Below are 24556 nucleotides of genomic sequence, written 5' to 3'. Positions count from 1 at the left end.
GACACAGCCCAAGGACCGATCAGGGCGGGACGGCGCACCACAGCGCCGTCCCGCCCTCGCCGCGGTGCGGTCCCGAGCCCCCGCGACAGCCGCCCGGCCGAACGGACCCCTGCCTCACGGCCCCACGGCCTCACGAGCCCACGGCCCCACGGCCCCGCAGCCTCACGGCCCCGCAGCCATACAGCCCCGCAGCCCCGCAGCCCCAGGGTGCCCGGCTCCGAGGCGGGGGCCTCAGATCAGCGGACGGGAAGGCTTCCCCTTCACCTCGTCGATCTCGACATGCGCCTTCTGCAGCAGTTGCGTGGCGATGTCCATGAGGGCGCGGGCGCCCGCGATCTCCTCGCCGACGCGCAGTTGCTCGGAGTCGGTCGGGTGGCGCTGGGCCTGCCCGTGCCCCCGCACCTCGGTCCCGTCCCCGAGCCGTACGAGAGCGGCGGCCCTGGTCCGGTTGCCGTCCTCCTGGAACTCCATGTCGACGTGCCATCCGACTAGCGTGTGCATACGGAACACCTCCAGTACCTCCCTTCCAGGGTGCTCCGCTTCCCGCCGTTCCGCCCCTCCGGGCCGCCCTCACCTCGCCCACCGCCCCACCGACCCCACCCATCCCGCGCGCCCACCACCCGCCCCGAAAACCCGTCCCGCACCCCGTCCAGGCGCCCCTACGATCCCCCCATGCGCTACGCAGACGGCCCCACCGCGACCGCCGAGACGACCATCGCCGCACCGCCCGCCCGGGTCTGGGAGCTGGTGACGGACATAGGGCTCCCCGCCCGCCTGAGCCCCGAGCTCAAGAGCGCCACCTGGCTGGACGGCGCCTCCGCGCCCGCCCTCGGCGCCCGGTTCGAAGGGCACAACAGCCACCCCCGCGCCGGCACCTGGCGCACCCATTCCCACGTGGTCGAACTGGTCGAGCACCGCGCCTTCGCCTGGGCCGTCACCGACCCGGACGGCGGTTTCGGTGACGCCGCCCCCGACCCCACCCGTCCCCTGGCGTCCTGGCGCTTCGAGCTGTCCCCCGCCGCGGACGGCACCACGGTCCTCCGCCAGACCGTCCGCCTGGGCCCCGCCCCTTCCGGTCTCAGCCGCGTCATCGAAAGCGCCCCCGACCGGGAGGAGGCCATCATCGCCGCCCGTCTGGACGAGCTGAGCAGGAACATGACCACCACCCTCCAGGGCATCAAGGCGCTGGCCGAGGAGAGCGCCGGCTGAGGAAACCCCGGCCGCGGTGTCATCCGGGTACGCCGCGGCCGGGGTTTGTACGGGTGGAGAGGCGCCCCTCCGTCGCATCCACCCGCAGCAGCATCGAGGAGACCCGCACCCATGACCCGGACGAAGAAGTACGCGGCGGCCGTCGCGGTCGCCGCCGTACTGGTGGGCGTACCGACCGGCGCGTACGCCACCGCGGAACCGCCCACCCCGCCCGCAGCCCCGGCCGCTCCCGCCCCGGCCCCCGCTCTCCCCGCGGCCCCGGCCGCCCCCACCCCACCCGCGCTCCCCACCAACACCAGCAACACCACAGACACCACCCCCACCCCCGCCCCCACCCTCCGGGTCGTCCGGCCGGGCGAGCGGGTCGACGGCGGGGACGGCTGGACGCTCTGGCTGACCCGCGACGGCAAGCACTGGACGGGCCCCGACGGCTACGCGAACTTCCGCAGCGTCACCGACGGCAACATCGACATGAGCCGGCCGGGCGTCAGCCACCAGTCCCAGGGGGACGAGACGGGGGTCTTCCACTCGGGCCTGTACTACGGCACCAAGCGGGCCGCCCGCGTCGAGCTGATCGCCGCCGACGGCACGCGCACCCCCGCGTCCCTGCTCGAGCTGCCGGGCAGGCCCGGATGGGGCGTCTGGTACGTGAGCACGCCGCCCGCCACGGACCAGGGCGGCGAGGGCGTGGCCCTGTACGACCGCACGGGCAGGCTCATCGCCGAGCTGCCCGCCTTCTGACGAATCTCCGCACCGGCGGCGGGGCCCGACACGGGGCGGGCCCCGCCGCCCCCCGCACCCTGCCCCTCCCGGCAGCGCCCCGCCCCACACCGCCGTACGAACGCGAGGTTCAGCACCGTGCCGCACGGGTCCGACGCCGAGGCCACCGACTTCGCCGCCTTCGCCACGGCCGCCTGGCCGCGCCTGGTACGCACCGCGCGGCTGCTCACCGGGGACCACCACGAGGCGGAGGACCTGGTGCAGACGACGCTGGCCAAGGTGTACGGCCGCTGGTCGAAGGTGCCCCGCGACGAGGTCGACCTCTACGTGCGCCGCGCCCTGGTGAACAACAACCTCAGCCGCCTCCGCCGCAGGCGGGTCGTCCACCTGCTGACCCCGTTACTGCCGGACACCGCGCGCCACGCTCATGCGGGGCACGCCGACACGATCGACCAGCGCACCGCGCTCATGGCCGCGCTCGCCGACCTGTCCCCGCGGCAGCGCGCGGTGATGGTGCTCCGCTACTGGGAGGACCTGAACGAGCAGGACATAGCGCGGGTGCTCAACTGCTCCCTGGGCACGGTCAAGACCCACGCGCGACGGGGGCTGGAGGCGCTACGAGCCCACCCGGCCCTCACCCCCACCACCGCCGTCACCACCCCCACCACCGCCCCCACCGCCCCCACCACCGACACGACACCCACCCCCACCCCCACCCCCACGCCCGCACCCGCACCCGCACCCACACCCACACCCACCCAAACCCTCACCCCATCCCGCCCATCCCCCCACCCCCGGACCTCCCCCCTCTCCCCCGCCGCCACCCCCGGAGTCCAGCCATGACCCCCGAGCCCCCGACGCGTACGGAAGCCGGGCCGGACGAGGCCGAACGGCGACTGCGCGCGGCGCTGGCCGAGGCGGCCCACGAGGTGGCACCGGCCCCGGTCCCCCTGGCGGCCATCGCGCGGGAGGGCCGCACCCGGCGCCGCCGCCGCGCCACGGCCCTGGCCTCCGGATGCGCCCTGGCGGTGGCGGCCGTGACGCTCACCCTGGTGCAGGGACTGTCACCGGCCCGGCAGTCGGTACCCGCGAGGCCACCGGTCCCGGTACAGCAGCCGCCCGCGCCGAGCCCCCCGTCCCCGCCGGCCCCTCCGCGGCCGCCGAGGACCGTCGCGCCGGGCGAGCGGGTGGCGGCCGGGGGCGGCTGGACGGTGTGGCTCACCGACGACGGCAAGCACTGGTCGGGCCCCGACGGGTACGAGAACAGCCGCAGCGTCACCGACGGCAACGTCGACACGGACCGGCCGGGCATCACCCACCAGGCGCAGGGCGACGCGCGGGGCACGTTCCACTCCGGCCTGTACTACGGCACCACGGACGCGGCCCGCATGGAGATCACCGGGGCGAACGGCCGGAAGACCACGGCGACGCTCCTGCGGCTGCCGGGCGAACCGGCCTGGGGCGTCTGGTACGCCTCCACCCCGCCCACCCCGACCACGAGCCCCGTCACCACGACCGGCACCACCGACTCCGGCACCGGCGCCGGAACCACCACCAGCAGCGACAACACCGACACCACCGGCACATGGCCGGAGGACCGCGTCACCCTCTACGACACGACGGGCCGGATCATCGCGACACTCCCCTGACGGGCCCCCGCCCCGCCCGGCGCCCCGCCACCCGAAGCACCCACCGTCCGGGCGGCAGAGCGGAGGCTCGGCCCGCCCGTCACCCCCGGAGCCGCTGCGCGACCTCGGTGGCCCAGTAGGTGAGGATCATCTGCGCCCCGGCCCGGCGGATGCCGGTCAGGGACTCCAGGATCGCCGCGTCCCGGTCGATCCAGCCCTTCTCGGCGGCGGCCTCGATCATGGCGTACTCACCACTGATCTGGTACGCGGCGACCGGCACGTCCACGGCGTCGGCGACCTTGGCGAGGATGTCCAGGTACGGCCCGGCGGGCTTGACCATCACCATGTCGGCGCCCTCGTCCAGGTCGAGCGCCAGCTCGCGCAGCGACTCGCGGGCGTTGGCCGCGTCCTGCTGGTACGTCTTGCGGTCGCCGCGCAGGGAGGAGCCGACGGCCTCGCGGAAGGGGCCGTAGAAGGCGGAGGCGTACTTGGCGGTGTACGCCAGGATGGACACGTCCTCCTTGCCGATCGTGTCCAAGGCGTCCCGGATGACACCGACCTGGCCGTCCATCATGCCGCTCGGGCCCACGACATGGACCCCGGCGTCGGCCTGGACCTGCGCCATCTCGGCGTACCGCTCCAGGGTGGCGTCGTTGTCGACGCGGCCGTCGGCGTCGAGGACACCGCAGTGGCCGTGGTCGGTGTACTCGTCCAGGCACAGGTCCGACATGACCACCAGGTCGTCGCCGACCTCGGCGCGCACATCGCGGATGGCCACCTGGAGGATGCCGTCGGGGTCGGTTCCGGCGGTGCCGGCGGCGTCCTTCTTGGCCTCCTCGGGCACACCGAACAGCATGATCCCCGACACGCCGGCCTCGACGGCCTCGACGGCGGCCTTGCGGAGCGTGTCCCGCGTGTGCTGCACGACGCCCGGCATGGCCTGGATCGGCACGGGCTCGGACACGCCCTCGCGCACGAAGGCGGGGAGGATCAGGTCGGCGGGGTGCAGGCGGGTCTCGGCGACCATCCGCCGCATCGCGGGCGTGGTGCGCAGCCGCCGCGGCCGCGCTCCGGGGAAGGAACCGTACACAGTCATGCCTTCACGCTACGCCCGCCCCACCACCACCTTTGCCGACGCCCAGTCGGTGCGCCCGGCACCCGCCCACCACGCGGGGGCGGGCACTCCGACGGCCCCCGCGGCCGTACCACCGGGGGCGCCCGGCGGCGTCCGGGGCGCGGCCGCGGGGACTCCGGTCAGCGCTCGTTCACGTAGCTGCCGTAGACCCAGCGGGTCGCCGAGCGGCTCATCCGCGTCCAGTTCCCGCACCCCCACCCCCATCCCACGCACCCGCACCCCCACCCCCACCCCCACCCCATCCCACGCACCCGCACCCGCACCCGCACCCGCACCCGCACCCGCACCCGCACCCGCACCCGCACCCGCACCACCGGATACCGTGTCCCTCCGCGATCACGTCAAGACCGGGGGAGACAGACCGTGCGCAGCGCCGCAGTGACGGCCGAAGGGGACCGCATCCGGTGGGTCGAGCTGCCGGGCCGGGACCCGGCGCGCGTCTTCGTGCACGGACTGGGCGCCACGTCCCCCGCGTACTTCACCGCGACCGCCGCGCACCCCCTGCTGGCGGGCCACCGCTCCCTCCTGGTCGACCTGCTCGGCCACGGCCACAGCGACCGCCCCGTCTCGTTCGCCTACACCCTCGAGGACCACGCCGACGCGCTCGCCGCCGCCCTGCGCGCCGCCGACGTCGCCGGGGCCGAGCTGGTCGCCCACAGCATGGGCGGCTCGGTCGCCGTCGTGCTCGCCGCCCGCCATCCCGACCTGGTCTCCCGGCTCGTCCTGGTCGACGCCAATCTGGACCCGCTGCCCCGCCTCCCCGGTGCCGACGGGAGCAGCGGCATCGCGGCGTACACGGAGGAGGAGTTCGTCGCGGGCGGCTGGCGCGAGGTCCGCGACCGGGTGGGTGCGGGCTGGTGGTCCACGATGCGCCTGGCCGGGCTGGAGGCCCTGCACCGCAGCGCCGTCCACCTGACCGCCGCCACGGTCCCGACCATGCGGGAGTTGCTGCTCGCGCTGCCGGTCCCCCGCACGTTCCTGTTCCCGGAGGCCGACGCCCCGTTCCCGGGCGCGGACGGGCTGGCCGCCGCGGGCGTCTCGGTCAGGGCCGTCCCGGACTGCGGCCACAACATCATGCTGGACAACCCGGAGGCGTTCGCGCGGGCAGTGGCCGACGCCCTGTCCTGAGCGGCCGGCCCCGCCACCGCCCCGCCTCCACGCGCGCCCCTCCCCCACCCGCCCCGCCCCTTCTGCCCACCCTCACCTCCACCCCCCGTCCCCGTACGAGAGCAAGGAAGCACATCCGATGAGGCAGACCCCCGACCCGGCCGGTCCGGAGGACGGCTGGCCCCACGAGCACCGCTACGAGGTGCTCATCGCGACGCCCGCCGTCCGGGAGGCCGTCCGCAGGAGCGCCGAGGGGGCGCGGCACCCCGTGAGCGCCGAGGAGTTCCTGTCCCGCGCCGCCGCGGTGATGCCGCTCGTGGGCGGGTCCATGCTGCGCGGCGCCGCCCACGGGCGCCGCCTGGCGCTCGCGCTGCGCGTGCGGACCGGCAAGACGGCCGAGGCCCTCCTGCCGGAGCCGGTGGGCCGGGTCGTCACCGCCGTCCTGTGCTCCATGGCCCGCCATGCCCAGCCCGTCCGGGCGGTCGAGCAGCATGAGGACGGCTGCACGCTGACCGCCGAGATCCCCTCCGACGCGAGGACCTACGGCGGTGTGCTGGAGGTGACCGTCACCCGCTCCGCCGACGGCGCCACCTCGGTCCGCGCGAAGGCGCAGATCCCCGGCCAGCTGGTCGACTGGGGCAAGAGCAGGCGGACCCTCGACTCCCTCGTCGCCGACCTCCGCGCTCCGGACCCGGTCTGACCGGAGCCCGGCCCGGCCCGCGTCCACCCCCTCAGGCGGCGCGGGCGGCCCCGCCCGCGCCCACCGCCCCGCCCGCGAGGCCGCCCGCCCCTGAGCGGCAGTCGCGGCAGCGGCCCGCCTCCGGCGCCCGGAAGACCCGCTGGCAGCCGTCGCAGTCCTGGAAGGGGTACGGGCGGGCGGCGTCGCCCGCGCCCGCGGCCGGAGGCGGCTCCGGGGCGGCCGGCAGCGGCGGCGGCAGCAGTTCGCGGAGGCGGTAGCCGAGCACCCCGGCGGGGTACCGCATGTCGGCGGGGAGGTCGGCGGTCAGCGTGCGGTGGACGGCGGCCGGGGTGGCGCCCCGCGCGAACCAGCCCACGACCCCGGGGGCCAGTCTGCGCACCTCCCGCAGGGACAGGGTGAGGCGCTCGTCCGTACGGCGCAGCCCCGCGAGGAGGGCGACCGCCTCCTCGTACGGCCCGCCCCGACCGGCCGGGGGCGGCTCCGCGGACACGTCCGCGGCGGCGGCACCCCCCGGGACACGCGCCCCCGCCCCCGGGAGGCCCGCCGCGCCACCCGCATCCGCGCCCGCGCCCACGTCGGCGCCCCTGTCCACGCCCGCGCCCACGTCCACGCCCGCCCCCTCATCCGTCTTGGCGGGCGCTAGGTGTATTGCCCTGTGAGGTTGGGGACGCGGCTGGCGGGTGGTTTGCCTGCGAGCGCGGTGTGTCCGCGGTGGTGATTGTAGGTATGCAGCCAGTCGGGGAAGGCATCGCGTCGTTCCTGCTCTGAGCGGTAGGGGCGGGCGTAGGCCCATTCGTCGAGCAGGGTGCGGTTGAAGCGTTCGACCTTGCCGTTGGTCTGGGGCCGGTAGGGCCGGGTTCGCTTGTGGGTGATCCCGGCCGCCGCCAGCGCGTCGCGCCAGGCGTGGGATCTGTAGCACGAGCCGTTGTCGGTCAGGACCCGCTGCACCGTGATCCCGCATGAGGCGAAGTAGGCGTGGGCCCGCTGCCAGAAGGTGGTGGCGGTCTCCCTCTTCTCGTCGGCCAGGATCTCGCTGTAGGCGAGACGGGAGTGGTCGTCGACGGCGGTGTGGATGTAGCTGTAGCCGACGCCGGACTTCGTCTTGCGGCCGGCTTGGCGGCCGAGGGTCTTGTGGCCGCCGCCGTCGGGGATGTTGCCGAGTTTCTTGATGTCGACGTGCACGAGTTCGCCGGGCCGGTCGCGTTCGTAGCGTCGTATGACACGGCCGGTGGCCCGGTCCAGGGAGGTCAGGCGGGCCAGCCCGAAGCGGGTCAGCACGCGGTGGACCGTGGAGGGCACCAGGTCCAGGAGGTGGGCGATGCGGGCCGGCCCCCACCGGCGGATGAGGCGGACCTTGATGATCCGGCGTTCGGTGCGGGTCGGGGTCCGGCGCGGGCTTGCGTGCGGACGGGAGGAACGGTCGCCCATCCCGGCCTCGCCCATGGCCCGGTAGCGGGCAGCCCATCGATGGGCGGTGGTGGGTGAGACCTGAAAACGTTCGGCGGCCCGCCGAAGCGGCCAGCCGTCCTTGACCACGCAGCGGGCCAGGCGCAGCCGTCCGGTCTCGGTCAGGGGTGCATTACGGTGGGGCACGAGGGCCTTTCTGGTCGCCGGTGCAGATGTCGCAATCCACACCAGGCCAGAAGGCCCTCACCCATTTCAAGATCCCTCAGCCGAGACCTGCATCACCCGTCCACAACCTCCCGGGACAGAACACCTAGGTCGTCCTCCTGCGGGCTCTCGGGCACGTCCGCGCAGCCCACGGGCCCGTGGACCCCGGCCCCGCCCCCGGCCCGTGCCATCGCCCCGCCCCCATCCCGTACCGTCGCCCCGCCCCCGCGCCCGGCCCGTACCGTCGTCGCCCCGCGTCCGGCGGCGGCACGGAGGGGCGCGGGCGCGGCGGAGGCGGCGGCCCGCGCGGCGAGCGGCGCGTGGTGGGCGTACGTGCGCGTCACCAGGCGGCCCGCCTCGGTGTGCTCGCGGACCCGCGCCAGGTAGCCGTGCGTCTCCAGCTCCCGCAGCGCGAAGGCGATCCGGTCCCGCCCCTCGGGGAAGCGCTCGGCGAGGCTGCGGATGTCCACGGGGGTGCCCTCGGGCACCGACAGGATGTGGGTCGCCAGCCCGATCGCGGTCAGCGACAGGTCGTGGTGCTGGGCGAGGTGGTTGCCGACGATCACGTACTTGTCGGACTGGTACGTGCGTACGTGGATGACCCCGGAAGGGGTGGCGGTCCGCTGAACACCCTGCTCCGGGCGCGCGTCGGCGCTAGGCTTCTTCTCAGCCATGGGGAAGCTCTCTTCTTCCTCGTTGGTCAGGCCCTCGCACTGGGATTGCCGTCCCGGCGGGGGCCGATGCATATGTGCCTCTCGGGAGCGCCGAGTTGGACCCGGCCTCGCGGCCAGCCTGCACGCCCGAACCACCGCCGCGCCACCCGCTCCAGCCGGTTTCACCCGCCCGAGTGACCTACGCGAGGTTTGGTTGGTTGGGTTGGTTATTTCCCCCGGTTCTTAAGGGGTCTTTTACCGCCCGCGGCCCCGCCGCCCGCTCGGCGGGGCCGCACCCCGCCGGAACCCACCGCGCCGCCCCCCACCCCGCCAGAGCCCACCCCACCGGGGCCCACCCCGCCGGAAGCCGCCCGGCCAGGCTCCGGTACGGAAGCCGGGGAGCCGTCGGCGCTCCGGCCGCGGGCCGTTGGGCGCCTCGTCCGGGGCCGTCCTCCGCCGAGGTAAGCGGATGACCTCGGCCGGACCGCGCGGATAGGGCCGGGCATGCCCGAGTCGCACGGTCGCGCAGCACGTCGCAGGCCGGGGCGTGGCGACCGCGGCCGTCCGGGAGCCGTGCCGGCCGGCGGCGACCCGGTACGGGTTGCGCACCCTGCGGGCGGCCACCGCCCACCGGAACGCCGCGTCCCGAAAGGTGCTGGCCAAAGCCGGGTTCGTCCCCGCCGGCCCCGCCGACCCGGCCCACCTCGGCGGCGAGCCCGGCACCTGGTACCGGCGCGACCTGGCGCACGCGATCCCGCCGGAGGAGCGGCCGCGCGGGGACCGCCAAGCGATCGCGGGGGACCTGACCTCGTCCACGCCCCCGATCGCGCCCCTCGGGTGACCGCGCGGCGGCCCGCCGTCGCCCCGGCCGGCAGCAGCCCGTACCCGGACTCGCCCGGCACCCGGGCGGCCGGGCGGTTCAGTCCCGTACCGCGCGGTCGAACCGGGCCGCCCACTCGCGGAGTTGGTCGACCATCTCGGCCGGCTCGATCACGCGGAACTCGGCGCCGAGGGCCCCCAGGGCCAGGGTCGGCCAGTCCAGCGAGTCACCGGTCATGCGGACCCGGCAGCGCCCGGCGTCCACCTCCTCCACCGCGCCCCACCGCCCGATCCGTTCCCGTACGGTCGCGGCCGGGGCGTACACCAGGGCCGTCACGCGGTACGGGCGGGGCTGGTCACCGCTCCCGGCGCGGACGAACTCGGCGGCGTCGGCGGCCGGCAGGGCGCGCGGGCGGAACGGCGTGCCGGTGGCCTCCGGCGCGCTCAGCCGGTCGACGCGGAAGCTGCGCCAGTCCTGCCGGGTGAGGTCGTACGCGACCAGGTACCAGCGGTGCGCGAGGCGGACCAGCCGGTGCGGCTCGACCTCCCGGTCGGTGCGGCGGCCGTCGGCGGCGGTGTAGCCGAAGCGGAGCCGCTCGCCGTCCCGGCAGGCCAGCGCCAGGGTGGTGAGGACGGCCGGGTCGACGTCCGCGCGGTCCGGGCTGCCCCAGCCGGCGGGCACGGTCATCGCGCGCAGCGCCTCGACCCGGCGGCGCAGCCGGGCGGGCATCACCTGCGCCACCTTGGCGAGCACCCGGATGGAGGCCTCGGCGATGCCCTCCACCGCGCTCTCCGCGGCCGTGTGCAGCCCGACGGCCAGGGCGACCGCCTCGTCGTCGTCGATCACCAGGGGCGGCAGCGCGGCCCCCGCGGCGAGCTGGTAGCCGCCGTCGACGCCGCGCTGGGCCTCCACCGGGTAGCCGAGCTCGCGCAGCCGGTCGACGTCCCGGCGCAGGGTGCGGACCGAGACCCCGAGCCGGTCGGCCAGTTCGGTGCCCGGCCAGTAGCGGTGGGTCTGCAGGAGGGACAGCAGTCGCAGCGTCCGGGAGCTGGTGTTCGCCATGCGTGCCATCGTCCCGGCGATTCAGGACGGAAAGTGGCCGCTATGGCTCCTACCGTCGTCGTAGACCGAGGAACACGGCAATCACGGCAACCCCGGAAGGCGAAGACATGCCCGAGATCCCGAGCCCGAACGAGTCGGCCGCCCCCACCCGCGAGCACGCCGACCTGCTCCACACGCTGGCCATGCACCGCGGCTTCCTGCGCTTCACCACCCAGGGCCTCGACGACGAGCAGGCCCGGCAGCGGACGACCGTCAGCGCCCTGAGCCTGGGCGGCCTGATCAAGCACGTCGCCGAGATGGAGCGGACGTGGGCGGACTTCATCCTGGAGGGCCCGTCGGCGATGCCGGACTTCGCCACCATCGCCGAGGGCGACCCCGCCGAGCGGGCCGACGAGTTCCGGCTGCTGCCCGGCGAGACGCTGGCCGGGGTGCTGGCCGAGTACGAGACGGTGGCCCGCCGGACCGACGACCTGGTCGCCGCGCTGCCGGACCTGGATCTGGACCATCCGCTGCCGGACGCCCCGTGGTTCAAGCCGGGGGTCCGGTGGTCGGCCCGCCGGGTGCTGCTGCACGTCATCGCCGAGACCGCCCAGCACGCCGGCCACGCCGACATCATCCGCGAGTCCCTGGACGGCGCGAAGACGATGGGCTGACCGCCACGCGGGGCCGGTGGGCCCTCGGGGCACCCGCGCGGGCGGGCACGCCCGCCGGGTGCTTCACGAGCCACACCCCCGCCCTCGGAACGTCCGCCCGCGTTTCCGGGGCCCTCCGCTGGGAATCCCGAACGCCTCGGCCATCACGCGGGACGGGAGGTGACGCCGCCTCAGATGGTCGGGGTGTCGTCCACGACCGGCCGGTGGATCTCGACGACCGGCTTCCACCCCGCGGAGAACTCGATGAAGTCCGCACGGGTGGGGTACGTGTCGATCGCGCGACGGTCACGCTTGGGGCTGTCGCTCGCCTTGCGGCCCCGGGGGATCTGCTCCTCGAAGATGTCGACCTTCACGTCGGGGACCTCCTTGAGGCCCTGGCGCCAGATCTGCACGACGTCGGCGCCGAACGCCTGCCGGGCCGCGGCGTAGAGGGCCGTGAGGGCCCCCTTGTCCCCACCGGGGACGAAGAGCGCCAGGTCCAGCACGACACCGGCGGACTGGAGGACCTCGATGGTCTCCGAGCCGTTCTCGTCGGCCACGTAGACCCCGGCTTCGTTCTCATCGTCCGGAAGGCAGGAGACCTCTTCCTGGAAAACGGTTCGCGCCGTGACCGAGCCGCCCTCGAATTCCTCACCGGACTTGGCCAGAAAAGCAGGGACATAGCAGTCGGGAAGCTTGAGTTCTGCCGTGTCGGCGGAAACGAATATCCTGTCCTTCACGCCGAGCTCCGTCACCTCTTCCAGCGAGAGGCGGCGAGCGGCGATCTTCTCCGTGTTCACGATTTCCCTTTCAGGTCGCACTGTCCCTCCGAGCGAGGACGCTACCACGAAACCGCGAGGTCAACTGCCCTGTAAACCCTGGGCAGATGGCCTCCGGCGACCCGCACGGGAGGGACATTGGAGCGACGCCACTCGCCCGGGAGCACGCATCCTCCAGACGGCGTCTCTCCTCGTGGTGCCGGCGACCAAAAGGCTGCCGCATTGCGATGCGCCGGGCGGACCAAAGGAACGGAAACAGCACTTACAGCAGATATCCCCCAAACCACCTTCGGCAAGGTGGCCGGCGAGGTACGGCGATCCGACCGGCGCCCGGGATCACGCCTGTCCACTCGGCCACCCGACGGCGACCGGGTCCAGCTCGGCCCACACCGTCTTGCACGGGACCGGACCCTGCCGCACCCCCCAGCGGTCCGCCAGTTCCCCGACCAGCAGCAGCCCGTACCCCGACTCCCCCAGCACCTCGGCCGCCAACCGCCCCCGCACGGGCGGCCGGTCACCCCAGCGTTCGCGCCGGGACCGCGCAGCCCTACTGCCGGACCACTGCCGGCGAGGGCGGCAGACGCTGATCCGCCAAGGGACGGCCCCGTTCCGGCGCCCGGTTGAGGATCACGGACGGGGACGGCATGCGGATCACGTGCTTCGGGTCCAACACCCCTGACCGGCCGATCGCCGAACTGGAACTCCGTCACCGACTGCGCACCCGGGCCGAGGATCGGATCCGGGCCCCCGGGCCACCGGCCTGCGCAACGTGCCCCTCCACACGACAGCGCAGCCTTCAAAGGGGCTGGCTCGAGATCGTCCAGATCGCTCTCGACCTGCTGGCTTGGAAGCCTGTGCTCGCCCTCGCCGAGCACGGCCCGTCTCCGGGAACCCCGCCGCCTGCGGTTCCGCCCGTTCTCCGCGGCCGCCCAGCTCATCACCACAGGCCGCCGAAGAATTCTCTGGCTCGCCAAGCATTGGCCCTGGACTGGCGAGATCACCGCCGCTTTCGAACGGCTCACGCTCCTGCCCAACCCCAGCTGACCGGCGAAGCCCACCGTCCCCACGACAACATCACCCGACGCGACAGCCGGGGCGCCGTCCCGCCTGCCATCAGCTCCGGGAAACGGAAGGGGTCCCGACTCCGCCGGCAGGCCCCCACGAAAGATCAAACGAAAGGCCCTCAGTCCGGTGAATCGACCCGCACTTTCGGGCCACTGTGCCGAGTGCGCCAACCCCACACCGTGTGCCCTACCAGAGCTATGACGGCGAGGACGGCGAGGACACGAGTCGCACTCCACGTGGCTTCGGCACCCGGTCCCGCAGCAGCCGCTTCTACATCCAAGCGCCATGAGGTCTCGACATAGGCGATCACCGGAACACTGAGGCGAAAGGGAAGGCCCGACAGGCCGGAGATTCGGGCCAGATTACCGAACAAGCCCATCGGGGCACCGAGAACGAAAGCAAGGACTCCCCAGGCAAAAATTCTCGGCCAAGCGCTCTCGACGTTCGACTCGAGAGTGACATCCAATCCGATCGGTGCCGCTGGACTTAAAGCCTTGAGAAGATAGTAGACAGTCACGCCGATCGCCAACGCCGAAGAGGACAGCAATGCAGCCCCAGCCTTCGTCCGGCGGAAGTAGCCGGCCAGAAAACCGAGAAGCGCCCACGACCACCCTGCGGAGAACACCAGGCTCACTGCATGGAACATGGGGGTGTCAAGCTTTCCCACCAAAGCGCCAAGCACGCCGATAATCGCGCCCAATCCAAGAGTGGCCAGAACGGGAGTGATGCGAGCGCGCGAGAACTTCACTTGTGTTTCCTCATCCTGCGATGACCCACTGAATTGCACGTGGGCGAGCACCTGGGTCCCCGCGTCGGCGATCGCACAGAAACCCAGGGCGCCTGCTTGACGGCCGACGCCCGACCGAAAGGCTGTCAAGAAGCCAAGAAGCCAGCTCTCAGTACTTGGCGTAGTAGGTGTAGCACGTGTAAGCCAGCCCTGCCGTGTAGTTGGCGTTCGACGTCTCCCCCGCAGGCTTGACATCCCTCACTATGCGCCCAGCCATGTTCACGGTGGAGCCGTGCTTCACGCTGCCGTGGTAGTAGTTCGAGTAGCAGTACTTCCTGTCGTTACGGGCTTGCCAGCCATAGCTCCACGTCCCACCACCGACTTCGACGATGGTCAGCGGGCTGACGTCGCCTGGCGCCGCATCGGTAAGCGAGAGCTTCACAACCCCCCATTCCTTGGGGTCACCCAACTCCACCGGTGCCTGGGTACCGTCTCCGCGAGTGTGAACGGAAATGGTGCTGCTCACTGCCGGGGTGATACCAGCTTCGCTGGCTGCGGCCGCCGGCATGGCGAAGGCACCGGAAGTCAGGGAAATCGTGGCGGCAAGAACCATCCCACCGAGCTTGTGCATAGAACTTCCTCTCGTTCGCCCCTGTAGAGGCCGAAAACGATCCTCGTCAGATGCGCACTCGCCTGTAAAGAGGCGGCCGGTTTGTTGACCGAAAGTGCCTGCTATCGGCTTGCAGTTTCGCCACCTCGGGCCAAGGCACCGACCGTCGCTGGCGGCGTTGTTCGTCTCGGCAAAGGGGGGCGAGCCACGGTTACGGTGCTCCAGCACCGTAACCGCTCCCCGCTAGGACACCCATGCCCCGCACGTCAGACGACCCCGTCCTCTTCTGGAACCGCTACAAGCCAGACCGGGACGGACCGTCACCGCCTGCTGATGTGACGGCGTTCGAGTGGACGCAGTACGAGGGTCACGGTCCGGGAGCCGAACTGCTCGGTCAGCCGCGTACCGCGCTGGAACTGGGGGCGGCCGAGTGCCGGGAGGCATCGTGGCTGGCGCGCCGGGGAGTACGCGTCACGGCCCTGGACCTGTCCCCCGTACAAGTCGAGCGGGCACGCCGGTGGTGGAAGGACGTCCCCGGCCTGGCGATCGAGGAGGGGGAGGCGTGCGCCTTCCTCCGTGCGGGCGACCAGACGTACGACGCGGTCTACTCGGTCTGGGGAGCGGTGTGGTTCACCGATCCGCAAGAGCTCTTCCCGCTGGTCTCCACGCGGCTCGCGCCGGGCGGGCTGTTCGTCTTCTCGCACGGCGAGACCCCCCAGGGCCTCGACGGACGCCGGCCCATGTACGGGAAGGGACCGGAGGGCAGGGAGATGACCGTGGACCGGTGGTGTCATGCTCCCGAGGTATGGGCCGGCCTCGCACGCGAGCACGGCTTCCGTGACGTCCGGGCGCGGTGTCTCCCCGCGCCGACCGGTCAAGCGCTGGGCACGATCATCGTCGAAGCACGGGTCCCCGCCTGATCGGGACCGCGCTGGAGTGCGTCCCTTCGGATTCACGCGGCTGACGGGCCCCTGCGTCACCGGTCGAGGTCCAGCTCGGCCCACACCGTCTTGCACGGGACCGGACCCTGCCGCACCCCCCAGCGGTCCGCCAGTTCCCCGACCAGCAGCAGCCCGTACCCCGACTCCCCCAGCACCTCGGCCGCCAACCGCCCCTGTACGGGCGGCCGGTCGCCCCGCGTGTCCGTGACCTCCACGCACAGCGTGCCCGAGTCCGCGAGCGCCAGGGTGAGGCGGAAGCTCCGCCCCGGCACCCGGCCGTGCAGCACGGCGTTGGCCGCGAGTTCGGCGACGACGAGCAAGGCGGCATCCGATTCCGCGCCCCACTCCCGCAGCCGCTCGGCGGCCAGCAGCCGGGCGAGCCGGGCACCGCGCCGGGTGGCGGACAGCGGGACGGAGAACCGGTACAGGGGGTCGGCGCACAGCGGGCCGCCGGCAGCGCTTTCACGAGTCACGTGCTCCAGCGTGTCCGCGTCCGGCCCCCGGTTGAAGGACGGCCGCCCGTGCGGACCGCCGCTGTCCGCACCCGTCCCCGCTCCGTCCGGACCGTCCGGGGTGACCGGGGCCCGACCGCCGCAGTTGTACGGAGAAGGGCCGACGCGGAGGGAGGGCGGCAGACGTGATCGACGGGGACACGGGGCTGGACGACGAGGAGGCGGGCGCCGTGATGCGCGCGGTCGCCCGCCAGCTGAAGCTGTGGCGCGAGGCGGCCGGCCTCACCCAGGCCGAGTTCGGCCGCGCCATCGGCTACGGGGAGGAGCTGGTCTCCTCGGTGGAGCGGGGACGGCGCATCGCGCGGCCGGAGTACCTGGACGCCGCGGACGAGGTACTGAACGCGGGCGGCAGGCTCGCAGCGATGAAGGGGGACGTGGCGGAGGCCCGGTACCCGAAGAAGGTACGGGACGTGAAGCGCCTGGAGGCGGAAGCCGTCGAGATCTGCTCCTACAACAACTCGGTCATCGACGGGCTGTTGCAGACGGAGGAGTACGCGCGGGCGGTGTTCGGCTCGCGGCGTCCCCAGTTCACGGAAGAGGAGCTGGAGCAACGGGTAGCGGCTCGCCTCGATCGTCAGCAGATCTTCTCTGCCCCAGCCACTCGCCCGCTCTTCAGTTTTGTCCTGTGTGAGGCGACGCTTCTCCGCCTGATCGGGGGCAAGATGGTGATGCGCAGACAGCTCGAACGCTTGTCGGAAGTGGCCCGGCTGAGAAACGTCGATCTCCAGGTGCTGCCTTTGAGCCGGGAGGAGAACTCGGGGCTTGGCGGCCCCTTCCGACTGCTCAAGCTCAAGGATGGAGCAGCCGTTGGTCTCAATGAGGTCCAGCTCACCAACCGCGTGATCACCGACCCGAGAGAGACGACGGTCCTCGACATGCGCTATGGGATCATCCGGGCGCAGGCTCTCACCCCGCGAGAGTCGCTGGCCTTCATCGAGAAAGTGCTGGGAGAGTCATGACCCTCAAGCCCTCTGACGGAGCCAACCATCAGTTGGAGTGGATAAAGAGCAGCTACAGCACGGACGACGGCCCGTCCTGCGTCGAAGTTGCCTGGATCAAGAGCAGCTACAGCACCGACGACGGCCCCGACTGCGTCGAGGTCGCGGCCGTGACCGACCGCATCCTCGTCCGCGACTCCAAGAACCCCACCGGCCCCCGCCTGGCCCTCGCCCCCACCTCCTGGGTGGCCTTCCTGCCGTACGCCTCCACACGCTGACGCGCTCGGGAACGCGCGTGGGCCCGCACCCGCCAAGGCGGGTACGGGCCGCGCGGTGCCGTCCCTCGGCGCCGAGGGGCGGGGTCTCAGTCGTGCGCCGGGGCGGCTGGGTCCTGCCGCGTCCGGGGGACGAGGAGCGCCGTCGCGGCGCCCGCGGCGACGATGGCCGCGATCCAGCCGACCGCGGCGCGGGTGGTGTCGCCCGAACCGGCGGTGAGGGTGACGAGGACCGCGAGGCCGACCGCGCCGCCGAGCTGCTGGCCCGTCGTGGCGATACCTCCGACCGTGCCCTGCTCGTCGTCGGCGGATCCCGTCGCCGCCGTGGCGAACATGGCGGTGAACACGACGCCCTGGCCGACGCTGAGCAGGAACAGCGCGGTGAGGAGCACGGCCCAGCCGGTCTCCGCCCCGATGGCGACCGCGAGGACCGTCAGCACCACCGCCCCGACCAGGTTTCCGCTGACGAGGGCGACGCGCAGGCTCCGCGTGGCCAGTCGCCCGCCCACGTGGGTGCCGATCAGGACGCCCGCGCAGGGCACGACGAAGACGAGTCCCGTCGACAGCGCGGACAGGCCACGGGTGTCCTGCAGGTAGATGGTGACGAAGTAGGCGAGCGCGCCGAATCCCGCCATGAAGAGGAACGTCGACGCCGTCCCGACCGCCAGGTGGCGGTTCCCGAGGTGCTCCTTGCGGAACAGCGGCGCGGCCGCGCGTGACTCGACGCCCACGCATGCGGCCACGGCGAGCGCCGCGAGCCCCAGGCACACCCACGCGGCCCGCGAGGACCACCCGTCCTCGGTGGCGAACGTGAGCCCCATGACGGTCAGCGCGGCGGCGGCGGTCGCGAGCACGCCGCCCTTGACGTCGAGGGACCCGGCGGGTGCCTCCGGGCGGTCGAGGGGCACGCTGCGCCACGCCAGGGCGACGACCAGCACCACGAGGGGGACGTTGACGAAGAAGACGGCCCGCCACCCCAGCGCCTGGGTCAGTACGCCGCCCAGGATCGACCCGAGGACCATGCCGGCCGAGCCGGCGGCACCCCAGATGCCCAGCGCCCGGTTCCGGGCCGGTCCCTCCTCGAAGTTGGCGCTGAGCAGCGCCAGGATCGCCGGGGAGAGCGCCGCCCCGCCCGCGCCCTGGACGGCTCGACCGATCACCAGCAGCGCGGGCGAGGTGGCCGCGCCCCCGAGGACCGACCCGAGGGCGAAGAGCGCGACCCCGGCCATGAACAGGCGCCGCCTCCCGTACCGGTCGACCAGGCGCCCGCAGAGCAGCAGGAGCCCTCCGAAGGCGATCGCGTAGGCGCTGATCACCCAGGGGAGGCTGCCCTGCCGGAAGCCGAGTTCGGCGATCTCCGGCAGGGCGACGAAGACGATGTTGTAGTCGATGCCGACCAGCATCTGGGCGAGCGCCACGGCGGCGAGCAGCGTCGCGCCACGACGCGTGGCCGTTCCCACGGCCGAGCCGGCGGCCGTGCCCGCGGCGGGGCCCGGTGCGGGGCCCGGTGCCGGGCCCGTGGCGGGCCGGGTCTGGGGGGTGTCCTGGTACGCAGACGTCACTATACTCCAAACTCGGAAGGTCCGAGTTCGGACTTTAACAGTTCGGATGATCTGTTGGGTACGATGGACCGCGTGAACGCCTCACCCGAGCCGCAGGCCGATTCAGCCGCCCTGTGCGGGCTCGTCGCCCGCTTCAACCAGCGCATCGACGCCCACGCGCGCAAGGTCGCCGACCGACTCGGCATCACCAGCTCGCAGGTGATCGCGCTGCGGGAGCTGTCCGAGCCGCTGACGCTGACCGACCTCGCGGGGCGGATGTGCTGCGAGGCGTCCAACGCCGGGTACGTGGTCGACCGGATGGCGCAGCAGGGACTGATCACGCGCCGGCCGCACCCCACCGACCGCCGCGCCAAGCTCATCACCCTGACCGACGCGGGGGCCTCCTGCCGGCGCAACGTCCTCGCCGCGCTCAGCGAGGAGACGCCCACGTCGGCGCTGACCGCGCGGGAGATCGCCGACCTCAGCGCCCTCCTGGCGAAAGCGACCTCGACCTCCTGAACACGGGGCGTCAGGACCCCGCACACACCGGAAGGCCGCCCGTCGCAGCGGCGATGGGCGGCCTTCCGCACGCGTTCCCGGGCCCCGGCACGCGCCCGGGAACGTGCGGCCCGCACCCCGGCAACGCGGGGGCGGGCCACATCCGGTGGACCGGTCAGGCCGACGGGCCGGTCAGGTCGTCGTGCGGCGGCGGCGGGCGCCGGGGCGCCGCTCGGAGGGACGGGTGACCGGGTCGCCCGCCTCCAGCGCGGCGGCGCGGCGCTTCGCGCCGAACTCCGCCAGGGCCTCCGCCAGCTTCGTCACCGACGGCTCCGGCGACAGCACGTCCACGCGCAGGCCGTGCTCCTCCGCCGTCTTGGCGGTGGCCGGGCCGATGCAGGCGATCACGGTGACGTTGTGCGGCTTGCCCGCGATGCCGACCAGGTTCCGCACGGTCGACGACGACGTGAACAGCACCGCGTCGAAGCCGCCGCCCTTGATCGCCTCGCGGGTCTCCGCCGGGGGCGGCGACGCGCGCACGGTCCGGTAGGCCGTGACGTCGTCCACCTCCCAGCCCAGCTCGATGAGCCCGGCCACCAGCGTCTCGGTGGCGATGTCGGCGCGCGGCAGGAACACCCGGTCGATCGGGTCGAAGACCGGGTCGTACGGCGGCCAGTCCTCCAGGAGCCCGGCCGCGGACTGCTCGCCGCTGGGCACCAGGTCCGGCTTGACGCCGAAGTCGACCAGGGCCTTCGCGGTCTGCTCGCCGACCGCCGCGACCTTGATCCCGGCGAAGGCGCGGGCGTCGAGCCCGTACTCCTCGAACTTCTCGCGGACGGCCTTCACGGCGTTGACCGAGGTGAAGGCGATCCACTCGTAGCGGCCGGTGACCAGGCCCTTGACCGCCCGCTCCATCTGCTGCGGGGTGCGCGGCGGCTCGACCGCGATGGTCGGGACCTCGCTGGGCACCGCCCCGTACGACCTGAGCTGGTCGGAGAGCGACGCCGCCTGCTCCTTGGTGCGCGGGACGAGGACCTTCCAGCCGAACAGCGGCTTGGACTCGAACCACGCGAGCTGGTCGCGCTGGGCGGCGGCGCTGCGCTCACCGACCACGGCTATGACGGGCCGGTGGCCCTCCGGGGAGGGCAGCACCTTCGCCTGCTTCAGCGTCTGGGCGATCGAGCCGAGCGTGGCGGTCCACGTCCGCTGCCGGGTCGTCGTACCGGCGATGGTGACGGTCAGCGGGGTGTCCGGCTTCCGCCCGGCCGCGACCAGCTCACCGGCGGCAGCGGCGACCGAGTCCAGCGTCGTGGACACGACGACCGTGCCGTCGGACGCGCCGACCTCCGTCCAGCACCGGTCGCTGGCCGTACGGGCGTCCACGAACCGCACGTCCGCGCCCTGCGCGTCCCGCAGCGGGACACCGGCGTACGCGGGCACGCCGACCGCCGCGGCGACACCGGGCACCACCTCGAAGGGGATGCCGGCGGACGCGCAGGCGAGCATCTCGGCGCCCGCGTCGCCGTCGAGGCCCGGGTCGCCGCTGAGCGCACGCACCACCCGCTTGCCGCCCCGCGCGGCCTCCATGACAAGATTGGCTGCGTCCCTCAACACCGGGACCCCGGCGGCCATTGACGCATCGTCAACAACCGTCAGCTCGGGCGTGCTCACCCCCGCTCGGGCATGGCCGCGTACGACGTCGAGCACTTCGGGCTCGGCGATCAGTACGTCAGCGCCCGCCAGCGCCTCCACGGCGCGCAGAGTCAGCAGCCCCGGATCACCGGGTCCGGCGCCGAGGAAGGTGACGTGCCCGCACGCGGAGAACGCCGAGGAAGCCTTGGATGCAGTGGTGGGGCTCAAAGTGCTCGCTCCCCCATAAGACCGGCCGCGCCCTTGGCGAGCATCTCGTCCGCGAGTTCGCGACCGAGGGCCACCGCGTCGTCGTGCGACGTGGGTACGGGACCGGTGGTGGACAACTGCACCAGCGTGGAGCCGTCGGTCGTGCCGACGACGCCCCGCAGGCGCAACTCATGAACATCCTGGTCGCCGGCCACGAGGTCGGCGAGCGCGCCCACGGGGGCGGAGCAGCCCGCCTCCAGGGCGGCGAGCAGGGACCGCTCGGCGGTCACGGCGGCGCGCGTGTGCGCGTCGTCGAGCTGGGCGAGCGCGGCCACCAGGCCGGCGTCGGCGGACAGGCACTCGATCGCGAGCGCCCCCTGGCCCGGCGCGGGCAGCATGGTGTCGAACGGCAGGAACTCGGTCGCCTCCGCGATCCGGCCGAGCCGGTTCAGCCCGGCGGCGGCCAGCACGACCGCGTCCAGCTCACCGCTGCGCACGAACCCGATGCGGGTGTCGACGTTGCCCCGGATGGCGACGGTCTCGACGCGCAGCCCGTGGTCGCGGGCGTACGCGTTGAGCTGCGCCATCCGGCGCGGCGCGCCGGTGCCGACGCGGACGACGCCGTCCCGCGCGGACGCGGCCAGCTGAGCGAGCGGCAGCCCGTCGCGGGCGACCAGCACGTCCCGCGCGTCCTCCCGGACCGGGATCGCGGCGAGCGCGAGGTCGTCGTGCTGCGCGGTCGGCAGGTCCTTGAGGGAGTGGACGGCGAAGTCCACCTCGCGCGCGAACAGCGCGTCGCGCAGCGCGGTGACGAAGACGCCCGTGCCGCCGATCTGCGACAGGTGCTCGCGGGACGTGTCCCCGTACGTGGTGATCTCGACGAGCTCCACGGGGCGGCCGGTCAGCCGGCGGACGGCGTCCGCCACGTGCCCGGACTGGGCCATGGCGAGCTTGCTGCGCCTGGTCCCCAGCCTCAGTGCCCTCTGGGTGCTCTCGGCCCTGTCGGTCATACTCGCCCTCGGTTCTTCACGTCGGCGTTGTCCAGGTCGGCCCGCGAGACGGCGGCGACCGTCTCCGGGTCGAGGTCGAAAAGGGTGCGCAGGGCGTCGGCGTACCCGGCGCCGCCGGGCTCCCCGGCGAGCTGCTTGACCCGTACGGTCGGCGCGTGCAGCAGCTTGTCCACGACACGGCGCACGGTCTGGGTGATCTCGGCGCGCTGCTTCTCGTCCAGGCCGGGCAGGCGGCCCTCCAGGCGGGCCACCTCACTGGCCACGACACCGGCGGCCATCGCGCGCAGGGCGACGACGGTCGGGGTGATGTGCGCGGCGCGCTGGGCGGCGCCGAACACCGCGACCTCGTCGGTGACGATGGTGCGCACCTTGCCGACGTCGGCGGCCATGGGCGCGTCGGCGGACGCCTCGGCGAGGGACTCGATGTCGACCAGCCGGACGTTCACCATGCGGTGCACGGCGGCGTCGATGTCGCGGGGCATGGCCAGGTCGAGCAGCGCCAGCGGGGCCGTACGGCCCGCCGTGGCCGCCTCGACGGCCGCCGCGGTCAGGACCAGGCCGGTCGCGCCCGTGCAGGAGACGACCACGTCGGCGCGGGCCAGCTCGGCGCCCGTCTCCGTCATGGCGACGGCGCGGGCGGTGACGCCCGTACCGCCGGGCTCGGTGAGGATCTGGGCGAGGCGCTCGGCGCGCTCGACCGTGCGGTTGGCGATGACGACCTCGTCGACGCCGGCGCGGGCGAGGGTCGCCGCGGCCAGCGACGACATGGACCCGGCGCCGATGACGAGGGCGCGCTTGCCCTTCGCCCAGGCCGCCACGTCCGCGTGGCCGGCGGCGAGCTGCTCCAGCCCGAAGGTGACCAGGGACTGCCCGGCACGGTCGATGCCGGTCTCGCTGTGCGCGCGCTTGCCGACCCGCAGGGCCTGCTGGAACAGGTCGTTCAGCAGCCGGCCCGCCGTGTGCAGCTCCTGGGCGCGGGCGAGGGAGTCCTTGATCTGGCCGAGGATCTGGCCCTCGCCGACCACCATGGAGTCCAGGCCGCAGGCGACGGAGAACAGGTGGTGGACGGCCCGGTCCTCGTAGTGCACGTAGAGGAAGGGCGTCAGCTCCTCCAGGCAGACCCCGCTGTGCTGGGCGAGCAGCGTCGACAGCTCGGCGACCCCGGCGTGGAACTTGTCCACGTCGGCGTACAGCTCGATGCGGTTGCAGGTCGCCAGGACGGCGGCCTCGGCGGCCGGCTCGGCGGCGAGGACGTCCTGGAGCAGCTTGTTCTGCGTGTCGGAGTCGAGGGAGGCCCGCTCCAGCACGCTGACGGGGGCGCTGCGGTGGCTGAGGCCGACGACGAGGAGGCTCATGCCGGCATCACCGCGGGGACGTCCCCGTCGGGTCCCTTGCGGCCGGCGCCCGTACCGGCACCCGTGCCCGTACCGGCACCCGTGCCCGCGGCGGCGGCCGTACCCGCGTCCGCGCCCGCGTCGACCGCGGTCGGGGCGGCGGTGGCCGGGGCGGCGGCGCTCGCCGCAGCCGCGGCGGCGCGCACGGCGGCGGCGTCCGGCAGGACCGCCCCGGCCTCGTCGCCGGCCTTGCGCTGCTCGTGGAAGGCGAGGATCTGGAGTTCGATCGACAGGTCGACCTTGCGCACGTCGACGCCGTCCGGGACGGACAGCACGGTCGGCGCGAAGTTCAGGATGGACGTGACCCCGGCGGCGACGAGCCGGTCGCAGACCTGCTGCGCGGCCCCGGCGGGCGTGGCGATGACGCCGATGGAGACCCCGTTGTCCTCGATGATCCGCTCGAGGTCGTCGATGAACTGCACGGGGATGCCCGCGACGGGCTTGCCCACCATGGACGGATCGGCGTCGATCAGCGCGGCCACGCGGAAGCCGCGGGACGCGAACCCGCCGTAGTTGGCCAGGGCGGCGCCCAGGTTTCCGATGCCGACCATGACGATCGGCCAGTCCTGGGTGAGGCCCAGCTCACGGGAGATCTGGTAGACGAGGTACTCGACGTCGTAGCCGACCCCGCGCGTGCCGTAGGAGCCGAGGTAGCTGAAGTCCTTGCGCAGCTTGGCGGAGTTCACCCCGGCGGCGGCGGCGAGCTCCTCGGACGAGACCGTGGGCACGGAGCGCTCGGACAGGGCGGTGAGTGCCCGCAGGTACAGCGGAAGCCGGGCGACGGTGGCCTCGGGGATGCCTCGGCTACGGGTCGCCGGTCGGTGAGTTCGGCCAGTTGCCACGGTGCTCCTGCGGGATGAGCGGGGCTGCGGGCGGCCCGTCCCAAGACCGCCCCGTCGACAGCAGGCTATGTCTTTGTGAACGCGTGCACAAAGATGATGTCCGCTTTGTCCGTGCAAAGTGATCGGGGTCACGCGAGGGGTTCGCGCCACCGTGGAACCAAAGTGAGCCTGGGTGCGTTCGATCTTTGGATGGGGCAAAGCCGTACACACTCCCTACGATCACGCCCCCGAAACCGAACAAAACGCACCCGATGGTAACCGTCTTCGGCCACGGGTGTCCCCCACCGCGCAGCACGGTCCGGAACCGG

The 24556-nt window shown here is 73.3% G+C and carries 26 protein-coding genes and 3 pseudogenes; 13 read left to right on the top strand and 16 right to left on the bottom strand.

What is annotated here, in order from left to right:
• Positions 1 to 231: 231 nt before the first annotated feature.
• On the bottom strand, positions 232 to 501 hold the full coding sequence (locus CP974_RS17295) for a DUF1876 domain-containing protein (protein ID WP_031133428.1): 270 nt from the start codon (positions 499 to 501) through the stop codon (positions 232 to 234).
• 171 nt (positions 502 to 672) lie between these two features.
• Between CP974_RS17295 and CP974_RS17290 the strand changes: the two genes are divergently transcribed.
• From CP974_RS17290 to CP974_RS29675, 4 genes and pseudogenes are all read left to right on the top strand, one after another.
• Entirely contained in the window at positions 673 to 1209 is a 537-nt protein-coding gene (locus CP974_RS17290; RefSeq protein ID WP_031133426.1) for an SRPBCC family protein, read from the top strand.
• A 111-nt stretch (positions 1210 to 1320) separates the two neighbouring features.
• A complete protein-coding gene (locus CP974_RS17285; RefSeq protein ID WP_031133424.1) occupies positions 1321 to 1950 on the top strand; it encodes a hypothetical protein in 630 nt (209 codons plus the stop codon).
• Positions 1951 to 2067: 117 nt separating this feature from the next.
• Positions 2068 to 2565 (top strand): annotated as a pseudogene (locus tag CP974_RS17280) (SigE family RNA polymerase sigma factor); the annotation flags it as partial.
• A 203-nt stretch (positions 2566 to 2768) separates the two neighbouring features.
• The gene (locus CP974_RS29675; RefSeq protein ID WP_051840158.1) at positions 2769 to 3578 is read left to right on the top strand and encodes a hypothetical protein; all 810 of its coding nucleotides are present in this window, start codon (positions 2769 to 2771) and stop codon (positions 3576 to 3578) included.
• A 79-nt stretch (positions 3579 to 3657) separates the two neighbouring features.
• On the opposite strand, the gene hemB is transcribed toward CP974_RS29675, so the two are convergent.
• Positions 3658 to 4653 carry a porphobilinogen synthase gene (gene hemB / locus CP974_RS17270; RefSeq protein ID WP_031137115.1) on the bottom strand — a complete coding sequence of 332 codons (996 nt, stop codon included), beginning with the start codon at positions 4651 to 4653 and terminating at the stop codon, positions 3658 to 3660.
• A 402-nt stretch (positions 4654 to 5055) separates the two neighbouring features.
• On the opposite strand from hemB, the gene CP974_RS17260 reads away from it, so the two are divergent.
• Both CP974_RS17260 and CP974_RS17255 read left to right on the top strand, forming a co-directional pair.
• A complete protein-coding gene (locus CP974_RS17260; RefSeq protein WP_031137407.1) occupies positions 5056 to 5820 on the top strand; it encodes an alpha/beta fold hydrolase in 765 nt (254 codons plus the stop codon).
• A gap of 118 nt (positions 5821 to 5938) precedes the next feature.
• Positions 5939 to 6499 carry a hypothetical protein gene (locus CP974_RS17255; RefSeq protein WP_031137322.1) on the top strand — a complete coding sequence of 187 codons (561 nt, stop codon included), beginning with the start codon at positions 5939 to 5941 and terminating at the stop codon, positions 6497 to 6499.
• Between the two features lie 31 nt (positions 6500 to 6530).
• On the opposite strand, the gene CP974_RS17250 is transcribed toward CP974_RS17255, so the two are convergent.
• The 3 genes from CP974_RS17250 to CP974_RS31005 all read right to left on the bottom strand — a co-directional run bounded on the left by CP974_RS17250 (position 6531) and on the right by CP974_RS31005 (position 8784).
• Positions 6531 to 6989, bottom strand: a complete 459-nt coding sequence (locus CP974_RS17250; protein WP_317984127.1) for a hypothetical protein — start codon at positions 6987 to 6989, stop codon at positions 6531 to 6533.
• A gap of 149 nt (positions 6990 to 7138) precedes the next feature.
• The gene (locus tag CP974_RS17240) at positions 7139 to 8092 is read right to left on the bottom strand and encodes an IS481 family transposase (RefSeq protein WP_031186440.1); all 954 of its coding nucleotides are present in this window, start codon (positions 8090 to 8092) and stop codon (positions 7139 to 7141) included.
• A 92-nt stretch (positions 8093 to 8184) separates the two neighbouring features.
• A complete protein-coding gene (locus tag CP974_RS31005) occupies positions 8185 to 8784 on the bottom strand; it encodes a hypothetical protein (RefSeq protein WP_373366056.1) in 600 nt (199 codons plus the stop codon).
• 499 nt (positions 8785 to 9283) lie between these two features.
• On the opposite strand from CP974_RS31005, the pseudogene CP974_RS17220 reads away from it, so the two are divergent.
• Positions 9284 to 9604, top strand: a pseudogene (locus tag CP974_RS17220) (GNAT family N-acetyltransferase); the annotation flags it as partial.
• A gap of 78 nt (positions 9605 to 9682) precedes the next feature.
• Here CP974_RS17220 and CP974_RS17215 read toward each other — a convergent pair.
• A complete protein-coding gene (locus tag CP974_RS17215; RefSeq protein ID WP_031133735.1) occupies positions 9683 to 10645 on the bottom strand; it encodes a helix-turn-helix transcriptional regulator in 963 nt (320 codons plus the stop codon).
• Between the two features lie 107 nt (positions 10646 to 10752).
• Here CP974_RS17215 and CP974_RS17210 point away from each other — a divergent pair, with 107 nt between their 5' ends.
• Entirely contained in the window at positions 10753 to 11298 is a 546-nt protein-coding gene (locus CP974_RS17210) for a DinB family protein (RefSeq protein ID WP_031133737.1), read from the top strand.
• A 170-nt stretch (positions 11299 to 11468) separates the two neighbouring features.
• On the opposite strand, the gene CP974_RS17205 is transcribed toward CP974_RS17210, so the two are convergent.
• Both CP974_RS17205 and CP974_RS17200 read right to left on the bottom strand, forming a co-directional pair.
• A complete protein-coding gene (locus tag CP974_RS17205; protein WP_031133739.1) occupies positions 11469 to 12077 on the bottom strand; it encodes a hypothetical protein in 609 nt (202 codons plus the stop codon).
• Between the two features lie 315 nt (positions 12078 to 12392).
• Complete coding sequence (locus CP974_RS17200; RefSeq protein WP_373276785.1) at positions 12393 to 12560, bottom strand: ATP-binding protein; 168 nt, start codon at positions 12558 to 12560, stop codon at positions 12393 to 12395.
• An 89-nt stretch (positions 12561 to 12649) separates the two neighbouring features.
• Here CP974_RS17200 and CP974_RS17195 point away from each other — a divergent pair.
• A pseudogene (locus CP974_RS17195) lies at positions 12650 to 13100 on the top strand (transposase); the annotation flags it as partial.
• Between the two features lie 139 nt (positions 13101 to 13239).
• Here the strand turns inward: CP974_RS17195 and CP974_RS17190 are convergent.
• Both CP974_RS17190 and CP974_RS17185 read right to left on the bottom strand, forming a co-directional pair.
• The gene (locus CP974_RS17190) at positions 13240 to 13869 is read right to left on the bottom strand and encodes a hypothetical protein (RefSeq protein WP_140160865.1); all 630 of its coding nucleotides are present in this window, start codon (positions 13867 to 13869) and stop codon (positions 13240 to 13242) included.
• A 148-nt stretch (positions 13870 to 14017) separates the two neighbouring features.
• Positions 14018 to 14479, bottom strand: coding sequence for a lactococcin 972 family bacteriocin (locus tag CP974_RS17185; RefSeq protein ID WP_051839688.1), 462 nt, complete (start codon positions 14477 to 14479; stop codon positions 14018 to 14020).
• Positions 14480 to 14712: 233 nt separating this feature from the next.
• On the opposite strand from CP974_RS17185, the gene CP974_RS17180 reads away from it, so the two are divergent.
• On the top strand, positions 14713 to 15378 hold the full coding sequence (locus tag CP974_RS17180; RefSeq protein ID WP_031133742.1) for a class I SAM-dependent methyltransferase: 666 nt from the start codon (positions 14713 to 14715) through the stop codon (positions 15376 to 15378).
• A gap of 56 nt (positions 15379 to 15434) precedes the next feature.
• On the opposite strand, the gene CP974_RS17175 is transcribed toward CP974_RS17180, so the two are convergent.
• Positions 15435 to 15872, bottom strand: a complete 438-nt coding sequence (locus tag CP974_RS17175; RefSeq protein WP_223844664.1) for an ATP-binding protein — start codon at positions 15870 to 15872, stop codon at positions 15435 to 15437.
• A 164-nt stretch (positions 15873 to 16036) separates the two neighbouring features.
• Between CP974_RS17175 and CP974_RS17170 the strand changes: the two genes are divergently transcribed.
• Both CP974_RS17170 and CP974_RS17165 read left to right on the top strand, forming a co-directional pair.
• On the top strand, positions 16037 to 16870 hold the full coding sequence (locus CP974_RS17170; protein WP_031133746.1) for a helix-turn-helix domain-containing protein: 834 nt from the start codon (positions 16037 to 16039) through the stop codon (positions 16868 to 16870).
• Entirely contained in the window at positions 16867 to 17127 is a 261-nt protein-coding gene (locus CP974_RS17165; RefSeq protein WP_031133748.1) for a DUF397 domain-containing protein, read from the top strand. The genes CP974_RS17170 and CP974_RS17165 overlap by 4 nt, the downstream gene beginning before the upstream one ends.
• A gap of 86 nt (positions 17128 to 17213) precedes the next feature.
• Here CP974_RS17165 and CP974_RS17160 read toward each other — a convergent pair whose 3' ends face one another.
• Positions 17214 to 18686 carry an MFS transporter gene (locus tag CP974_RS17160; RefSeq protein ID WP_085921498.1) on the bottom strand — a complete coding sequence of 491 codons (1473 nt, stop codon included), beginning with the start codon at positions 18684 to 18686 and terminating at the stop codon, positions 17214 to 17216.
• Between the two features lie 72 nt (positions 18687 to 18758).
• Between CP974_RS17160 and CP974_RS17155 the strand changes: the two genes are divergently transcribed.
• Complete coding sequence (locus CP974_RS17155; RefSeq protein WP_223844663.1) at positions 18759 to 19184, top strand: MarR family winged helix-turn-helix transcriptional regulator; 426 nt, start codon at positions 18759 to 18761, stop codon at positions 19182 to 19184.
• A gap of 171 nt (positions 19185 to 19355) precedes the next feature.
• Here CP974_RS17155 and CP974_RS17150 read toward each other — a convergent pair whose 3' ends face one another.
• From CP974_RS17150 to CP974_RS17135, 4 genes are read right to left on the bottom strand one after another with little or no spacing between them, the layout of a single operon-like run.
• Positions 19356 to 21023: a bifunctional uroporphyrinogen-III C-methyltransferase/uroporphyrinogen-III synthase gene (locus CP974_RS17150; RefSeq protein WP_031133753.1), complete on the bottom strand. Its 1668-nt coding sequence runs from the start codon at positions 21021 to 21023 to the stop codon at positions 19356 to 19358.
• Positions 21020 to 22012 carry a hydroxymethylbilane synthase gene (gene hemC, locus CP974_RS17145; protein WP_031133755.1) on the bottom strand — a complete coding sequence of 331 codons (993 nt, stop codon included), beginning with the start codon at positions 22010 to 22012 and terminating at the stop codon, positions 21020 to 21022. Before hemC ends, CP974_RS17150 begins: the two co-directional genes overlap by 4 nt.
• Positions 22009 to 23367, bottom strand: a complete 1359-nt coding sequence (locus tag CP974_RS17140) for a glutamyl-tRNA reductase (protein ID WP_031133756.1) — start codon at positions 23365 to 23367, stop codon at positions 22009 to 22011. Before CP974_RS17140 ends, hemC begins: the two co-directional genes overlap by 4 nt.
• Positions 23364 to 24248 (bottom strand): redox-sensing transcriptional repressor Rex, encoded by an 885-nt coding sequence (locus CP974_RS17135; protein WP_031133758.1) that lies wholly within the window; start codon positions 24246 to 24248, stop codon positions 23364 to 23366. Before CP974_RS17135 ends, CP974_RS17140 begins: the two co-directional genes overlap by 4 nt.
• Positions 24249 to 24556 lie beyond the last annotated feature (308 nt).

The organism is Streptomyces fradiae ATCC 10745 = DSM 40063, from assembly GCF_008704425.1.
GTDB classification, from domain to species: domain Bacteria; phylum Actinomycetota; class Actinomycetes; order Streptomycetales; family Streptomycetaceae; genus Streptomyces; species Streptomyces fradiae.
This window is presented reverse-complemented; position numbering and strand designations above follow the sequence as displayed.

Coding starts and splice junctions, on each gene's coding strand:
- CP974_RS17295 (WP_031133428.1), bottom strand. CDS start 501: ATGCACACGCTAGTCGGATGGCACGTCGACATGGAGTTCCAGGAGGAC.
- CP974_RS17290 (WP_031133426.1), top strand. CDS start 673: ATGCGCTACGCAGACGGCCCCACCGCGACCGCCGAGACGACCATCGCC.
- CP974_RS17285 (WP_031133424.1), top strand. CDS start 1,321: ATGACCCGGACGAAGAAGTACGCGGCGGCCGTCGCGGTCGCCGCCGTA.
- CP974_RS29675 (WP_051840158.1), top strand. CDS start 2,769: ATGACCCCCGAGCCCCCGACGCGTACGGAAGCCGGGCCGGACGAGGCC.
- hemB (WP_031137115.1), bottom strand. CDS start 4,653: ATGACTGTGTACGGTTCCTTCCCCGGAGCGCGGCCGCGGCGGCTGCGC.
- CP974_RS17255 (WP_031137322.1), top strand. CDS start 5,939: ATGAGGCAGACCCCCGACCCGGCCGGTCCGGAGGACGGCTGGCCCCAC.
- CP974_RS31005 (WP_373366056.1), bottom strand. CDS start 8,784: ATGGCTGAGAAGAAGCCTAGCGCCGACGCGCGCCCGGAGCAGGGTGTT.
- CP974_RS17215 (WP_031133735.1), bottom strand. CDS start 10,645: ATGGCGAACACCAGCTCCCGGACGCTGCGACTGCTGTCCCTCCTGCAG.
- CP974_RS17210 (WP_031133737.1), top strand. CDS start 10,753: ATGCCCGAGATCCCGAGCCCGAACGAGTCGGCCGCCCCCACCCGCGAG.
- CP974_RS17185 (WP_051839688.1), bottom strand. CDS start 14,479: ATGCACAAGCTCGGTGGGATGGTTCTTGCCGCCACGATTTCCCTGACT.
- CP974_RS17180 (WP_031133742.1), top strand. CDS start 14,713: ATGCCCCGCACGTCAGACGACCCCGTCCTCTTCTGGAACCGCTACAAG.
- CP974_RS17165 (WP_031133748.1), top strand. CDS start 16,867: ATGACCCTCAAGCCCTCTGACGGAGCCAACCATCAGTTGGAGTGGATA.
- hemC (WP_031133755.1), bottom strand. CDS start 22,012: ATGACCGACAGGGCCGAGAGCACCCAGAGGGCACTGAGGCTGGGGACC.
- CP974_RS17140 (WP_031133756.1), bottom strand. CDS start 23,367: ATGAGCCTCCTCGTCGTCGGCCTCAGCCACCGCAGCGCCCCCGTCAGC.